Source organism: Providencia sp. wls1916, assembly GCF_009706585.1.
GTDB classification, from domain to species: Bacteria; Pseudomonadota; Gammaproteobacteria; order Enterobacterales; family Enterobacteriaceae; genus Providencia; species Providencia lanzhouensis.
In genome coordinates this window covers 206529-222529 of sequence record NZ_WLUL01000013.1, presented here as the reverse complement: position 1 = coordinate 222529, position 16001 = coordinate 206529, and the positions used below count along the sequence as shown (strand labels likewise).

General features: G+C 44.3%; 17 protein-coding genes. 5 read left to right on the top strand and 12 right to left on the bottom strand.

The genetic code is table 11. The features are described 5' to 3' along the window. Positions 1–366: 366 nt before the first annotated feature. On the top strand, positions 367–546 hold the full coding sequence (locus GKR61_RS09140; protein WP_154599889.1) for a type II toxin-antitoxin system Phd/YefM family antitoxin: 180 nt from the start codon (positions 367–369) through the stop codon (positions 544–546). Positions 547–633: 87 nt separating this feature from the next. On the opposite strand, the gene ppiA is transcribed toward GKR61_RS09140, so the two are convergent. After that, on the bottom strand, positions 634–1206 hold the full coding sequence (gene ppiA / locus GKR61_RS09135; RefSeq protein WP_036948667.1) for a peptidylprolyl isomerase A: 573 nt from the start codon (positions 1204–1206) through the stop codon (positions 634–636). A 267-nt stretch (positions 1207–1473) separates the two neighbouring features. Here ppiA and yihA point away from each other — a divergent pair, with 267 nt between their 5' ends. Beyond that, on the top strand, positions 1474–2094 hold the full coding sequence (yihA, locus tag GKR61_RS09130; protein WP_036948665.1) for a ribosome biogenesis GTP-binding protein YihA/YsxC: 621 nt from the start codon (positions 1474–1476) through the stop codon (positions 2092–2094). Positions 2095–2206: 112 nt separating this feature from the next. Here yihA and GKR61_RS18045 read toward each other — a convergent pair whose 3' ends face one another. From GKR61_RS18045 to GKR61_RS09110, 5 genes are all read right to left on the bottom strand, one after another. Then, complete coding sequence (locus tag GKR61_RS18045; protein ID WP_438361642.1) at positions 2207–2254, bottom strand: hypothetical protein; 48 nt, start codon at positions 2252–2254, stop codon at positions 2207–2209. A gap of 587 nt (positions 2255–2841) precedes the next feature. After that, the gene (gene polA, locus GKR61_RS09125; protein WP_154599888.1) at positions 2842–5646 is read right to left on the bottom strand and encodes a DNA polymerase I; all 2805 of its coding nucleotides are present in this window, start codon (positions 5644–5646) and stop codon (positions 2842–2844) included. A 329-nt stretch (positions 5647–5975) separates the two neighbouring features. Continuing rightward, complete coding sequence (gene dsbA, locus GKR61_RS09120) at positions 5976–6599, bottom strand: thiol:disulfide interchange protein DsbA (RefSeq protein WP_036948659.1); 624 nt, start codon at positions 6597–6599, stop codon at positions 5976–5978. Between the two features lie 33 nt (positions 6600–6632). Further along, entirely contained in the window at positions 6633–7634 is a 1002-nt protein-coding gene (locus tag GKR61_RS09115; RefSeq protein WP_410431445.1) for a serine/threonine protein kinase, read from the bottom strand. After that, entirely contained in the window at positions 7635–7904 is a 270-nt protein-coding gene (locus GKR61_RS09110) for a YihD family protein (protein WP_006659561.1), read from the bottom strand. A 214-nt stretch (positions 7905–8118) separates the two neighbouring features. Here GKR61_RS09110 and mobA point away from each other — a divergent pair, with 214 nt between their 5' ends. Next, entirely contained in the window at positions 8119–8712 is a 594-nt protein-coding gene (gene mobA / locus GKR61_RS09105) for a molybdenum cofactor guanylyltransferase MobA (protein ID WP_036948657.1), read from the top strand. Beyond that, positions 8709–9227: a molybdopterin-guanine dinucleotide biosynthesis protein MobB gene (mobB, locus tag GKR61_RS09100; protein ID WP_108478748.1), complete on the top strand. Its 519-nt coding sequence runs from the start codon at positions 8709–8711 to the stop codon at positions 9225–9227. The genes mobA and mobB overlap by 4 nt, the downstream gene beginning before the upstream one ends. Positions 9228–9260: 33 nt before the next feature. Here the strand turns inward: mobB and GKR61_RS09095 are convergent, their stop codons facing one another. From GKR61_RS09095 to GKR61_RS09070, 6 genes are all read right to left on the bottom strand, one after another. Further along, positions 9261–10274: a LacI family DNA-binding transcriptional regulator gene (locus GKR61_RS09095; RefSeq protein ID WP_036948654.1), complete on the bottom strand. Its 1014-nt coding sequence runs from the start codon at positions 10272–10274 to the stop codon at positions 9261–9263. Beyond that, complete coding sequence (locus tag GKR61_RS09090; protein ID WP_154599887.1) at positions 10271–11011, bottom strand: MBL fold metallo-hydrolase; 741 nt, start codon at positions 11009–11011, stop codon at positions 10271–10273. The genes GKR61_RS09095 and GKR61_RS09090 overlap by 4 nt, the downstream gene beginning before the upstream one ends. Continuing rightward, positions 11001–12077 (bottom strand): ABC transporter ATP-binding protein, encoded by a 1077-nt coding sequence (locus tag GKR61_RS09085; protein ID WP_154599886.1) that lies wholly within the window; start codon positions 12075–12077, stop codon positions 11001–11003. The genes GKR61_RS09090 and GKR61_RS09085 overlap by 11 nt, the downstream gene beginning before the upstream one ends. A 12-nt stretch (positions 12078–12089) precedes the next feature. Continuing rightward, positions 12090–12902, bottom strand: a complete 813-nt coding sequence (locus tag GKR61_RS09080; RefSeq protein ID WP_154639739.1) for an ABC transporter permease subunit — start codon at positions 12900–12902, stop codon at positions 12090–12092. A gap of 2 nt (positions 12903–12904) precedes the next feature. Continuing rightward, positions 12905–13768 (bottom strand): carbohydrate ABC transporter permease, encoded by an 864-nt coding sequence (locus GKR61_RS09075; protein WP_036948646.1) that lies wholly within the window; start codon positions 13766–13768, stop codon positions 12905–12907. A 64-nt stretch (positions 13769–13832) separates the two neighbouring features. Then, entirely contained in the window at positions 13833–15050 is a 1218-nt protein-coding gene (locus tag GKR61_RS09070; RefSeq protein WP_154599884.1) for an ABC transporter substrate-binding protein, read from the bottom strand. A 223-nt stretch (positions 15051–15273) separates the two neighbouring features. Between GKR61_RS09070 and GKR61_RS09065 the strand changes: the two genes are divergently transcribed. Beyond that, complete coding sequence (locus GKR61_RS09065; RefSeq protein WP_154599883.1) at positions 15274–15972, top strand: helix-turn-helix transcriptional regulator; 699 nt, start codon at positions 15274–15276, stop codon at positions 15970–15972. Positions 15973–16001: the final 29 nt, after the last annotated feature.

Here is a 16001-nt window from a genome sequence, read left to right as displayed (position 1 = left end):
AAAAACCATAAATTATCACAAAGGGCGGCTATCATAGCACAGCCAAGACAGGAAAATAGCCTATTTACGTCAAGTAACCCACTTTCAGTACAAAATTTCCATATAAAAATCATGGGATTATATTCACAAGAATATAACAACATTCAAAATTTGATAATAATTGCTTTAAATACAATGGAATAAAATAGCAGCAGCCAGACTAAATTAGATTGCCCTTCATGTTGTGTATTTCATGTACAATATTTTTTTCACTCTAAAATAAGCTCCATATTTAGTGCTAATTTTAGAGGTTGCTATGTATACCAAAACGCTTCTTGCTAAAAAAACATCATCAATTAGCGAATTTAAAAAAATCCCTCCGCCGCAATGAATGAATCAAATGGAGAGCCTGTTGCCATTTTGAGCCACAACAAAGCGATCTTCTACTGCGTACCTACCGATTTATTCGAGCTAATGGTAGAAAAACTTGGCGATCAACTCCTATTAGAAAAAGCAATCGCACGCATGGATGATGATGAAATAGAAGTGAGTTGGGATGACTTATAATGGAAAGAGTGTAAGAAAAAATGCAAAGAAAGGCTTTGTAGATAAGAGGATGATTGCAATAAACCACCCTCTTTATTAGAAATGATATTAAGGCTTTTTAATCACTTCCGCGGAAATAATCGTAATAGGTTCAACAGGAACATTTTGATATGGGCCTACGTTCTCTGTTTTCACTTTAGAAATTTTGTCTGCAACATCCATTCCTTTAACGACTTTACCAAATACCGCATAGCCGAAATCACGTTGCCCATGATCTAAAAACGCATTATCAGCAACATTAATAAAGAATTGGCTGGTTGCACTGTCTTTATTTGCGCTACGAGCCATTGAAATAGTGCCACGTAAATTACGTAATCCATTATCAGCTTCGTTAGCGATTGGTGCACGGGCTTGTTTTTGCTGCAATTCTTTATTAAAACCGCCGCCTTGGATCATAAATCCAGGAATAACACGGTGGAAGGTTGTACCGTTGTAATAGCCTTCATTAACATATTGCAGGAAGTTTTCAGTACTAACAGGGGCTTTTTTACTATTGAGTTCTAATTCAATATTACCTGCGGAGGTGACTAATTTAACGTAAGTTTCACCCGCGGCTAATGCAAGAGAAGTTGTGCTCATTGCACAGATTGCCAATAATGGCACAAAAATTCGTTTCAACATTCAAGATCCCTTTTGTTAATACCCAAAAACATATTAATGCCCAATTCTAGAGCGAAGCGGGAGTAATTGCTAAAGATTTACCTATATTTACGCCAAATAGTTAAATTTTGCTGAATTAAATTAATTGTAGAGCCATTTAATGAAAAAACCTTCGCTTAATGTCATTCTCAAATAGATATCGCACCAAATATCCCCCTTTTGTTGTTTGTATGCTATTCAGTCGCTATAATCCCCCAGCCTTTTGAGGCTACTCAGGGAGAACCACCAATGGCAATTAAAAACCACAACTACCACATGACAAAATTTGTCATCAGTGCCCCCGATATCCGTCATCTACCAAAAGATACGGGCATTGAGGTGGCGTTTGCTGGCCGATCTAACGCGGGCAAATCCAGTGCATTAAATGCATTAACACAGCAAAAAAGCTTAGCGCGAACCAGTAAAACACCGGGAAGAACTCAGCTTATCAACCTGTTTGAAGTTGAAGAGGGCATTCGCCTAGTTGACCTTCCGGGCTACGGTTATGCCGAAGTACCTGAAGAGATGAAGCGCAAATGGCAGCAAGCTCTCGGTGAATATTTACAGAAAAGAGAATGTATCAAAGGGTTAGTGATTTTGATGGATATCCGTCATCCATTAAAAGACCTCGATATGCAGATGATCGAATGGTCAGTCGCCATGAGCATTCCTGTTCTTGTTCTACTCACCAAAGCGGATAAGCTCGCTTCAGGCGCAAGAAAGAAACAGTTAATGGAAGTTCGCCAAGCATTAGCGCCGTTATCAGTGGAAGGCGATATTGAAGTGGAATATTTTTCTGCACTGAAAAAAATGGGTATCGATAAATTACGTATCAAACTCGACAGTTGGTACAGTAACGCCGCAGAATAATCTTTTCATTCCTTGTACGCCCATTCGGCGTACAACGGTCTATGCCGTTAGCGCATCAAAATTTATGCAAAAAAAATGCTCCAGTCAAAAACTTGACTGGAGCAGCTAATATTCAGCTAAATCCGATTACGTGAAGTAAAAGGTCTGAAAGATAGAACATCTTACCTCTGTACCCTACGCCTGATAATGTACTTTATTTTCCGCTCGAAAAAAAGGCTTTTTGTAGTTTTTTTTCAAAGCTTACTACGATTCAGCCCTGCAAATTGCCTAATAATTCGCTAAAAACGTATTTTTACTACATATTTATGAGATCTAAGTCGCATAATAACAACCTTAGCTATCCCAACGATATATTTAAAATTCAGTGTTTTACCCATGAATTATGTGCAATTTAAAGGGAATAAAACGCCTCCAAATTTCTGCGTAAATACCACTATAAAAAATATTCTAAGCATAAAAAAACACCCCAAAAATTGTCTCCAACCTTTGGGGTGCCTTACATTATCTTCTACTTAACTCTTAGCTTTTGCTTTTGCTTTTGCTTTTGCTTTTGCTTTTGCTTTTGCTTTTGCTTTTAGTTTTTAGTTTTTACTTCTAAGATCGTTTTACCAACCAATACTCTAAATAGTTCGCGGCTGTAGGTAGGCGGCAAATGAGGATATCCCTAGGAGCATACACAAGTATGTGACTAGGGTGGCCGAGTGCAGCCAACACCCCTACAGCCCGAAATATGACGAGTATTGCTGATTAATGAGCTTCGTCCCAGTTCGAGCCGACACCTACTTCCACTTTGAGGGGAACATCCAGCACCATACTCTGCTCCATCAGCGCCTGAACCTTCGCTTGTACCTTCTCTAACTCGGACTCTTTGACTTCAAACACCAGTTCATCGTGCACCTGCATGAGCATATCTGCATCTGGTTTTTCGGTTTCGAGCCAATTATCTACTGCTATCATCGCTTTTTTGATGATATCAGCTGCTGTACCTTGCATTGGAGCATTGATCGCTTCGCGTTCTGCTGCTTTACGGCGCATGCCATTGCTAGATTTAATATCGGCAAGATACAATCTACGCCCTTCTAATGTCTCAACATAACCTTGTTCAGACGCTTGCAGGCGGGTATTTTCCATATAACGCAGCACACCTGGATAACGCTCAAAGTAGAGATCCATATAACGCTGCGCTTCTCCACGTGGGATGCCTAACTGGCGAGCCAAACCAAATGCACTCATGCCATAAATCAAACCGAAGTTAATCGCTTTTGCACTACGGCGTTGGTCGCTGGTGACTTCCTCTAACGGAACACCAAATACCTCGGCTGCGGTGGCTCTATGGATATCTTTCCCTTCCGCAAACGCCTTCAATAAGCCTTTATCTTGGGAAAGGTGCGCCATAATACGCAATTCAATTTGTGAATAGTCCGCTGCCATCACTTTGTAGCCATCACGCGCCACAAACGCTTGGCGGATACGTCGACCTTCTTCGGTACGCACTGGAATATTTTGCAAGTTCGGGTCACGGGAAGATAAACGTCCCGTCGCTGTTACTGCTTGGTGATAAGAGGTATGCACGCGATGAGTTTTTGGATTAATCATCAGCGGCAGCTTATCCGTATAGGTGGATTTTAGCTTCGCTAAGCTACGATGCTCTAACAGTAATTTTGGTAGTGCATGGTTTAATGCCAGCTCTTCCAAAACTTCTTCGTTGGTTGAAGCAGCGCCACTTGGTGTTTTCTTGATAACTGGCAATTGCAGCTTTTCGAATAAAATCGTCTGCAACTGTTTCGGAGATGCCAGATTGAACTCTTCACCCGCTAACTCAAACGCCTGTTTTTCCAACTCCGCTAAACGCGCGGTGATCACCTGAGACTGCGCCCCTAATGCCGCCGCGTCAATCAGCACACCTTTACGTTCCATACGCACTAACACAGGCACCAACGGCATTTCGATATTTTGGAAAACGTGGGCTAATTTTGGCTCTGCTTCCAGTTGTGGATACAGCGCTTGATGCAGTAACAATGTCACATCCGCATCTTCCGCCGCATAGTTTGCCGCTTGTTCCAATGGAATTTGGTTAAAGGTTAACTGCTTTTTGCCTTTACCCGCTATCTCTTCAAAACTCACGGTCTTATGGTTGAGATGGCGATCTGCAAGGCTGTCCATATCATGACGTCCCATGCCTGCCACACTGTTCAATACATAAGATTCCAACATAGTGTCAAACGCGATGCCTTTTAGCGAAATATCGTAATTTAATAACACTTCCGCATCGTATTTTAGATTTTGACCGATTTTGCCGATTTTCTCATTTTCTAAGATAGGCTTCATCGCTGCCAAAACGTCTTTTAAAGGCAACTGATCTGGCGCATCAAGATAGTCATGCCCGACAGGTAAATAGGCGGCATGACCAGCTTCGATAGCAAAAGACATACCCACTAAACGAGCTTCTTGGGTATCAAGGCTGTCAGTTTCTGTATCAAAGGCAAACAGCGTCGCTTCGCTGAGTTTTTTCACCCAACTATCTAACTGTTCTTTATCGAGAATTGTTTGGTAATTTTCAGCACATAGTGTTGGGACGGCAGGCTTAGATTTTGCCGCAGGCTGGCTTGCTGGTGCACGGTAACTTTCTGCGGCTTTAGTTGGTTTCCCCCCTTTGCCGTCCATCCAGCTACCATTTTCAACATCGGCCAACCAGCGTTTAAATTCATAACGGCTAAACAGTGAATGAAGTTTATCCGCATCCAGTTCCGTCACTTTGAGTTCTTCACACGGTTTTTCTAGCTCAACATCCGTTTTAATCGTCGCCAGTTGGTAAGATAACAGTGCGAGTTCGCGGTTTTCTTCCATTTTTGGTGCGAGGGTTTTAGAGCCACGGAAACCGAGTGGAGCAATCGCATCTAAGTTTTTATAGATGTCGTCTAAGCTACCAATACCTTGCAATAATGCTAATGCGGTTTTTTCACCGACACCCGGTACACCCGGAATATTATCGGATGAGTCCCCCATTAAGGCTAAAAAGTCGATAATTAGGCTTGGTGGAACCCCATACTTCGCTTCCACTTCTTCAGGACCTAAGATGGTGTTGGTCATTGTGTTGATCAGAGTGATATTCGGTTCAACCAACTGCGCCATATCTTTATCGCCCGTACTGATCAGCACTGGCATCCCTTTACTGCTGGCTTCACGCGCCAACGTACCGATGACGTCATCAGCCTCCACACCAGGCACCACTAGCAGCGGCAGCCCCATGGCTTCCACCATTTCATGCAATGGTGCAATTTGAGCACGTAAATCATCCGGCATTGGCGGGCGATGGGATTTGTAGCTTTCAAACAGTTCATCACGGAACGTTTTTCCCTTAGCATCAAAGACAACCGCCACATGACTCGGGGTATATTGCATGATTAGGCTACGCAGCATATTCAACACGCCATACATCGCTCCGGTAGGTTCACCAGCGCTGTTGGTCAATGGAGGGAATGCATGATAAGCACGGTACAGGTAGGAAGAGCCATCTACCAAAATAAGGGGATTTTCAGCAATCTGAGCCATAATCTGTCATCATCTTTTTTATCGGGAATGAATGGGGGATAGGATGCCACATTGTGGCTTCAGATACACCTTGAGATTCAATTTCCCGCTGAGTTATCCCATTTCTTATGCGATAACTTCCTGTGGATAACTTTGTGAGTAAAATTTAGTTATCTAAAGGATTCAATGAGTAAGAGAATTGCAAGAAGAAAACAATAAAATAAAATCAATAAGTTAGCTAATGAGGCTTTGATTTATCGCAAATCAGGGGGGATGGTCGAATTGTGGATATTGATAACGGACAATCAGTAAATAAAAAGATAGCGGCAAGTTGCCGCTATCTTCATTGATTATTTTTTGCTGACTAAGAAGTTCACAACTTTTGAGTATTCTTTAGCATAATCCTCTGCGTTATCGACAGAAATTCCGTTATTACGGATTTGATATTTACCATCGACGAATAACGCTGGCACGCCACGCAGTTTTAAATCTTGTGCGGCATTTTGTTGCTTAGCAACTAACGATTTTACGACGAAGCTATTCAGCGCTGCATCGTATTCTTCACCCGTTACGCCCGCTTTAATAAACGCATTACGGATATCCGCAGGGGTATTGATCGTTTGGGTTTTCTGAATGCCTTCAAACAGAATTGGCGTCACTTTATCTTCAACTTTCAGCACCATCGCCACAGCCCACGCTTGAGTCATTTGAGCACCTAGAGGGCCTAAGAAATCAACGTGATAACGCGCTTTAGTGACACCTTCTGGCAGGTTTTTCTCTACCGTTTGTGGCACTTTGTAGATGCTTTCAAACTGATAGCAGTGTGGGCAGTAGAATGAGAAAAACTCCAGAACTTGCGGTAAGTCTTGTACCGGAGGCTTAACATCCGTGTACTCTTTACCTTCTGAATAATTTGCTGCCGCAGCACCAAAAGACATGGCAATACCAATCAAAGCCAACATGATTTTTTTCATAGAAAACTTTCTCCAAAAACATAGTCTTAAATATTAAAATTGCGGGTTCAATTGCAAAGGAGCATCTAACAACCGCTCAGTTTGCTGTGCAAACTCGATAGATTGCTTTTGCCAAAAATCAGCAGATTGGATCCAAGAAAATGCTTTCGGGAAAGCGGGATCTTGCCAGCGACGAAGGATCCATCCTAAATAATGCACCATTCGCATCGCACGTAGCGGTTCAATCAGCTTTAACTCACGTACATCAAAATCACAAAACTCGTTATACGCTTCTAATAACGTATCCAGTTGGATAATCTGCTCTTGGCGTGAACCATTAAGCAACATCCATAAATCTTGCACCGCAGGACCATTGCGTGCATCGTCAAAATCCACCAGCCACGCTTCATCACGCCACAAAATATTGCCAGGATGACAATCCCCTTGCAGGCGAATAAAAGATTGTTGAGCAGGCCACAGGGCTTTAACTTGGGCAATCAACTTATCCAATGAATCTATCAATGGTGCTTTATCACGTTCAGTAATTAATGAACTGGCGGCGATAATATTTCTCGGTTGGTCAAGATACTCATCCACACCAAGAGTCGGACGAAATGCAAAGTTTCGCTGTTTACCGATTTGATGCACTCGTCCTAATAAATGACCGACACCCTCAAGCTGGAATAAATTATCCGTTTCATATTGGCGCCCTCCGATACTCGGAAAGAGTGCAAACATAAACCCACCAAACTCTAATACCGTTTGTCCGGCAAATTCTAAAGGCGCAGCCACCGATAAGCCTTCATCTTGTAGCTCAAGGGTAAAATCATGCTCTTCTTGAATTTGAGAACGGTTCCAGCGCTCAGGACGATAAAATTTCACCACATAGCGTTGGCGATTTTCATCCTGAAATTGGTAAACGCGATTTTCGTAGCTGTTAAGCTCTGTCAGCCCTGATTCTGGGTAAATCCCCGCTTCCATCAGCGCATCAAGGATCAAATCAGGGGAGATCCCACTAAAATGGAAGCTCGATTGTTCTGTTAAATCCATGTTCATTTAATCTTTTATGATGCCACGAGCACGTAGAATGGCCGTTTTAAAATCATCTTCGTAATCTTTTTGAATACCGGGGATCACCGCATTGCTGTCAGTGCCACGCATTTTTAGATGATAAATTAATACGTCGTCTGTCAGTTCAGATAAACTGCCTTTAAAACCCGCTTCATCTGCCAGTTTTTGCAGTAATTGCACTAAATTTAAATCTGAATTGTCCTTCCATACTGGATGCAGAAGTTCGATGACTTCATTTAAACGATGGCATTTCATGTTTATTCCTTATCACGAATATTCGATACAAGTTACCAATAATCCTACAAGAGAAAAAGGGAACAGTTGTCAATCTAAGTAAAGTTTAACCGTTTCTTGTATTAATATTCATTGATTTTATAGGAAAATAGAATAGATTTTAGCTGTTACTATACTCAAAAAACTACTTAAGTTCGTTAAAACATTTTCGCTAAGATTTTCAGAGATATTGAACATGTCATTTCGTCAGTCGATTACAGGCGTGATCCTCGCCGGGGGCAAAGGCACCCGCATGGGTGGCCAAGATAAGGGTTTAATTCCTTTATTGGGTAAGCCGCTATACCGCCATATTATTGAGCGTTTGCAGCCGCAAGTCGGTCAATTGATGATCAACGCTAATCGCCACCACGCAGAATATGCACAAAGCCAGCTGCCCGTTTTCACGGATTTAACCGCAGATTTTTCGGGTCCCTTAGCAGGGATGCAAGCTGCACTCCATCAGGTCACCACCGATTGGCTGCTATTTGTCCCTTGCGATGTTCCCGAATTCCCAACTGATTTAGCCGAAAAAATGTTTCGCGAAAAAGGCGAGCACCTTGCCTGCTACGCCTGCGATAACGAACGAGAGCACCCGACATTTACCCTACTCCATCGGTCTCTCCAGAAACCGTTGAATGATTACCTCGCAAGAGGAGATCGCAAACTGATGCTATTTATGCGTGAAATCGATGCAAAAGGCGTCATGTTTACCTCTGAAACCGGCACATTTGCTAATTTAAATACGCCGGAAGATAGCCGTAACTGGGAGTTACAACAAAAAAAATCATGAACCAGAACACGTTACCTCTACTCGGGATCACCGCCTACAGTGGCACCGGGAAAACTACTTTGCTCAAGAAAGTTATCCCTTTACTGAGACTACGTCATGTTCGTGTGGGCTTAATCAAACACACGCATCACGATATGGAAATTGATACGCCGGGCAAAGACAGTTATGAATTACGCAAAGCAGGTGCAGCCCAAACGTTAGTAGCCAGCAATCAGCGCTGGGCATTAATGACCGAAACCCCTGAATGCAATGAAATGAATCTGAGCTATCTGGCTAGCCGCTTTGATCCTGCTTCGCTAGATCTGATCTTAGTGGAAGGATTCAAAAGTGAGCCCATCGATAAAATCGCGCTATTTCGATCCGATGTAGGTAAGCCGCTAAACGGCTTAATTGACGAGTATGTCGTGGCGGTTGCCAGCGACGAAATTATTGATACCGACGTGCCACAATTGGATATCAATAACCCCGAACAGGTGGCGGATTATATTGTTTCCTGGTGGCAGAAAAGCCAGTAATTGCCGCTCTAAATGCCTCATTCGAGGCATTTTTTATGCGCTTTTGCGTACAACCAGCTCAGGTTCAAGCTTGATAAGATTCGGTTGATTCTCTGACTGCGCCCAAATGCCTTCAAGCAAGGTAATCACTTGCTGGGCAATACGATTTACAGGCTGAGCCAATGTGGTGAGTTGATACCCTTCCCACCCCGCCATCGGAATATCATCACACCCCACGATCCTGAGTTGTTCAGAAACCGTGATATTCAACTTTTGCCGGCAACAATCCATTACCCCGAGCGCCAAAGAATCTGCGGCACAAAATAAGCCATCCAACGATTGTAGTTGCTGCTGATGCTGCAACGCCGCTTCAAAACCCGCTTGATAACGATAGCTCCCCGCAGATAAGCACATTGGCTCAGGATAACCCGCTGCCATTAAATAGTTTTTAAAACCTTGATAGCGTTCATTTGATGCTTGCCCATCTCCACGCCCAGCCAGAAACCCCAACCGAGTTAAGCCTAAACTTAATAGATATTTTGCCGCCATTTCTCCGGCTAATTGGTTATCTGTTTGTACTGATGGAACCAATCCCGCAGCATCACTGCGTCCCAGTGTAATTAGCGGTAAAGAGAGTTTTAAACATTGATGAAAATGCTCGACTGGCAGTGACCCCACGACAGCAACCACCCCATCAATTTGATATCCCGATAATTGCAAAATCGCCTCATCAAGGTCGCCCGCCTTTTTCACATTCAACAGCATCGGCTGTTTTCCGTGCCCTTGTAATGCGCTGGATAAGGCTTCAAACAAATAGGATTCATACGGGTTCGACAAATCACTGACAAGGATCGCCACGATATTGGAACGTTTTTTCTGGTTAGGCGTACTCAGTGTACGAGCAAAAAAATTAGGTTGATAACCTAACTGCTTCGCTGCGTCTAAAATCTTTTGCTGTTTCTTCGGGTGAATACTCGCACCTTCGGTAAATGCCCGTGATACCGACGAACGGGAAACGCCTGCCACTTCCGCCACATCCGATGCCGTCACTTTGCGATTTTGCATCATGATAAGCATTCCCCCTGCTGAGCCAACTGAAGAAACGGATATTCGGCAATATGTTCACGCAGGCTATCTCGGTAACGCGGCTCAATATGATAAAGCCGCCATTGGCTATTAGATTTGGGAGATAACTTTTGCAACCGCTGGTGTAGTGATGCCCAAGAGCCATGACTGGGATGAATATCGAGGGTTTCACACTCCAAAAATACCCAATCACTTTGCAACGCCAATTGTTCCCCTTGGGGTGAAATCTCACCATCCCCTGAATAAAACAGACTACGCCCCGAATTCGCCGTCAGGTGCAAACTGCGGTTACTGACCGAATGTTGAGTTAACGCCGTTGTCACTTTCCAATCACCAATAAATTGAATCTCTTCACTATTTTGTTGGATGATCTCAAAACCTAATTGCGCTTTAGGCCAATATGAAAAAGCAAGAAGCGGCGTCAATAGCGCCCATTGTTCCCGCTGAGCAATAATCGTCAGTGGGCGCTTTCGTCGGTACGAATCCATCCAGTTAAGCAAGGAGGTTAGCCCCAAACAGTGGTCAGGATGGGTATGGGTTAAATAGATAGCATCCAATTCTTCCACATGCATTTGTCCAAACAGCGCTTGAGGCACCGTCGGACCACAATCCACCAGCAATTGGTAGCCTGACTCTTCCACCAGAATGCTAGCATTGATGCGTTCGCTATCATAAGCATCCCCCGTTCCCACTACCGTAATTTGAAAACTAGGCTGCATGGTTTTTCCTTGTTTTAGCCATTTCAATCCGTTGTTCTTGCTCATCAAAAAGGTGCAACGTCGAACCCGATAAGCTTATGGGTAACCTGTCCCCCAATCCATAAATCTGGTCACTCTCCACCACAAAATGCAGCCCTTGTAGTGAACCGAAGCCTTGTAGAGAACCCTTGTCTTGTAATAGGCCATAGTAGAGCCGTGAATGCCCTAGAGGCTCCACCACCGTGATTGGCATAAAGGCATCCGGGTTTTGGCTATCCACCACCACTTGATTAGGACGAACGCCTATACACTCCGTTCCAGCAGGTAGCGAAATATCGATTGAATCGAACATTTGCGGTGGGAGAAAATTCATCACCGGTGACCCAATAAATGACGCTACAAATTTATTGGCTGGCTTCTGGTATAACGTTTCAGGCGTACCTACTTGCTCAATGCGTCCTTGATTTAAGACCACAATGCGGTCAGCCAAAGTCATCGCTTCAACTTGGTCGTGAGTCACGTAAATCATGGTGGCTTTCAAGTTTTGATGAAGTTGCTTCAAGTAAATGCGCATTTCGCCACGTAGCTTCGCATCAAGGTTTGACAGCGGTTCATCAAACAAAAATAACTCAGGGTCACGCACAATCGCGCGCCCAATCGCCACCCGTTGACGCTGCCCACCAGACAGCGCCGATGGTAGTCTGTCAAGCAAATGAGTTAATTGTAAATTCTCGGCGGTTTCCCGTACTTTTTGGGTAATTTCTCGCGCACTCATTCCCGCCATCTTCAGCGGAAATCCCATATTCTTTTCCACGCTCATGTGGGGATATAGGGCATAGGATTGGAACACCATCGCCACTTGTCGCAGTGAGGGGTGCACATCATTCAACGGTTGACCATTGAGTCTCAATTCCCCCTCAGTGATGGATTCTAGCCCTGCAATCATACGTAGCAACGTGGATTTCCCGCAGCCAGAAGGTCCAACAAACACCACGAATTCGCCATTATCGATGGTTAAATCCACCTGTGGGATCACGCAATGCCCTTCGTAGCTTTTACCAATATTAATCAGTTCAAGTTTTTTCATGATAAGTGCCTACTATTTCAATCCCATCGAGAAACCACGTAATAAATAGCGCTGCATATAGCCCGCCAGCGCCAGCATCGGCAGCGAAGAAACAATCCCTATCGCCATCATTTCTCCCCATGCAGTACCGTCTTCAGTCATAAAGTTAGAGATAAATAATGGGATAGTGAATTTGTCTGGCGTATGAATAAATAACAGCGAGAATAAAAACTCATTCCAACCGAGGATCATGGAGAAAATCGCCGTCGCGACTAACCCCGGCGCACAAAGCGGAAAGACAATATAGGCTAAACGGCGCAGTAAGTTCGCCCCATCCATCGCCCCTGCCTCTTCAATCTCTAATGGAATATCGCGAATAAAACCGAGCAGCATCCAGATACAAAACGGCAAGGTATACACCTGATAAGACAAAATCAGCCCAATGCGGGTATTCAGTAACCCAACTTGGTTCATCAAGGAATAGAGCGGAATGGCAATCACAATCGGCGGCATCATTTTAATAATCAATACACCGAGCAAAAACACGTTATCGAGCTTAGCAGGGAAGCGATAACGCACTAAGGCGTAAGCACAAAAGAACGCCAGTACCACCGAAACCGCCGTTGCCCCCACCGAGACTAAAACCGTGTTGCCCACTAAGCTCAGCAAGTCCCCTTCAAATAGCTTTTCAAACGACGATAAGCTCGGTTGGCTTGGTAGTAATTGCGCCCCCGATTGCATAATTTCAGACGGGGATTTAAACGCCGTGCCGAACATCCAAATAATCGGCAGCGTCATGATCAACACTGCCAACCAAACAAACAATGTATGTATTTTGGCTTTCATGATCAGCGTCCTTTCATTACGTTTCGGGCATAAATCAATGTCATCAGCAAGGAAATCGCCAACATCACTAACGCCGCCGCACTCGCCATGCCTAAGTCAAAGAAGCGGAAACCGTATTTATAGACAAACATAGATAATGTCTCGGTTGAATTTCCTGGACCGCCCCCCGTCATCACATACACTTTGTCGAATAACTTAAAGGTATCGATAGAGCGCAATAAAAATGCCAGCATCAGTTGCTTTTTGATCAGCGGAAGCGTGATGTAGACAAAGGATTTCCAGCCTTTTGCACCATCCACCATCGCCGCTTCGCCAATATCTTTAGGAATGGATTGCAAGCCCGCCAAAATGATCAGAAATGCCATTGGCGTCCATTGCCAGGTATCCACTAACGCTATGGAATATAAGGCCAAATCTGGATTGAACAACCACTCTTGGGCGGGTAAACCCACCGCCACCAGCAGGCTATTTAAGAATCCAAAATCATAGTTGTACCAAGAGCGCCAAATCGAGGAGCACACCAGCGTGGAGAGCATCATCGGGTAGATAATGATGGGCAACGCAAATTTTCGCCCAGCAAATTGACGGTTAAACAGCAGTGCTAGCCACAGCCCTAAAAGAACTTGGGCAATAGACGCCACGAGGGTAAACACGAAAGTATTTTTAATCGCAGCCAGAAAGAAAAAGTCATCGAACAATTCCGAGAAATTCGACCAGCCAATAAAGTGATAGCTGTCATCGATATAATCCACTTGCCCAAATGCGTGATACAGCACGGATACGATGGGATACAACGTCAATAACCCCAGCATAATCAACGCTGGGAGGAGTAACCAAAACAACTGTTTACGGTTTTCAAATAACATACTCAGCATTCCATAAAGGCGCTAGAAACTAGCGCTATGAAAAACATCACTATTTTTTTGGGTGCTATTTTTTGGTGCTACGTTCAATGCGTTTTTGCGCTTGTTCCAAAGCTTGATCTCCGGTCATTTGCCCCATCATCGCCATTTGTAAAAAGTCCCCAAGAATACTTTCCACTTCTGCCCAGTTTTGAATGCGTGGGCGTGCTTTACCCGCTTCTAATGCGGCTGCTTGTTGCGGATACCAACGGTATTGACTAACAACTTGCGGGTCTGCGTAGACGCTATGGCGCGTTGGCGGTGTACCAAAGTTTAGTGCTAACGCTTTTTGCATTTCGGCACTGCTAGCAAATGCAAGGAATTGCTCCGCTTCCACTTTGTTTTTCGCATCCGCCGGAATCGCAAGCTGCCAGATACCTAGCATCGGTGATGGCTGTCCTATTTCTGCTGGTGGAGCCATCATTTCCATTTTGCCGACCACATTCGAGACTTTGGCATTATCAAGATCCGGCACCCAAGCTGGCCATACTTCGATTGCCATTGCTGCGGTACCTTTTTGTAATGCATCGCGAACTTCATCTGCGTTAAACACATCCACCCCTTTCGGTGCATATTGCTTCATGGCTAAGAAGGTTTCTAACGCTTGTTTGGCCTGCGGGGTATTCAAGGTCGGTTTTCCGTTACTATCGACAACGTCGCCACCATATCCCCACAGAATGGGTAAAAATCCCGTCACGATCGGGTTGCCTTTTACTCCTCGGTACACCACGCCATTGGCTTTGCCATCTTGGCTAATGGTTTTCGCTGAGTTCAACACATCCGTCCATGTTTTCGGCTGTTGAAGTTTGTACTGATCGAACAGGTCTTTATTCCACGCGAACATTGCCACGTTACCCACCATTGGCAATGCATAGCTCGCACCTTTGCCGTCTTGGCGACCGATATCCACGGTGGATTGAATAAAGTCTTTATCTTGGAGTGAATCAGACAGTGGGGATAACCACTTGTTGGCAAGGAATTCAGGTGCCCACGAGTCATCCATTAAAATCACGTCATAGTTACCGGTTTTCTCGCGCATGGAGAGCACGACGCTTTCATATAGCCCTTTACTCGGACGCTTAACTAACGTGATTTGTGCCTTAGGATTATTTTTTTTATATTCGTCGACAACAAACTGCATCGCATCACCGTAACTGCTATCTCGTCCGGCAATAATTAATTCAGAGGCGCTAGCGCCAAGTGTTGAGGCTATCAGAGCGGATGCCAATAATGTGCGCTTAATCATTTGCTTCTCCTAGTGGATGTCTCTTGTTCTTTGTATGAATTTTCGGTTGAGTCGTTTTTGCACGCGCGTTCAAATTGCCATGGCAGGCTACGGCTGGAAGATGACAGTTAGATGAAGGTGAAGTGAAGGTTTTATTCATAATGGCAAAGACGATTGGAATTCAATGATGGCTTTCTTTAGTATGATGGGCAATTCTTTGCATAACATCCTAACTGAGAGCCGAATGACTCGCACCCAACGCTTACTCACATTGATTCAGATCCTGAAAGAGAATCGCTATCCGGTCACCGCAGATGCCCTCGCCTGTCAGTTAGAGGTGAGTGTTCGTTCCATTTATCGGGATATCGAATCGCTACGCGACCAAGGAGCTGAAATTACAGGTGAAGCGGGCATTGGTTATCAGTTAAAAAGCGGATTGTTACTGCCACCATTGATGTTCGATGAGAATGAACTAGAAGCGCTAATTTTAGGTTTACGCTGGGTACAAAATAATGCCGATGAAGAACTCAAAAACTCTGCCCTGCGCACACTCAATAAAATTAATGCTGTGGTGGGTAAAGAGGCACAGATCATCCTAAACAGTAATACGCTATTTGCCCCAACGACCCAACTTAATGAAATTGACGAGCATGTGGCTAAAAATTTACGCCTGAGTTTACGGGGAGAGCGCAAAGCCAAAATCGCGTATGTGGATATTAAAGGACAATCCAGTGAACGAATTATTTGGCCGATTGCGGTGGGTTATATGAAAGATACCCAAGTGTTAGCGGCGTGGTGCGAATTGCGCCAAAGCTATCGCCATTTCCGCTTAGATAGAATCCAAGCTTACACCGTCTTGGGTGAGTCGCTGCCCTACCCGAAAGGCTATTTACTCAGCCGTTGGCAGAAAGAAGTTTTGTGTGTCACTCCTGACAATTTCTGACACCGCCTTCGCTTATAGTCAGTGCTCTA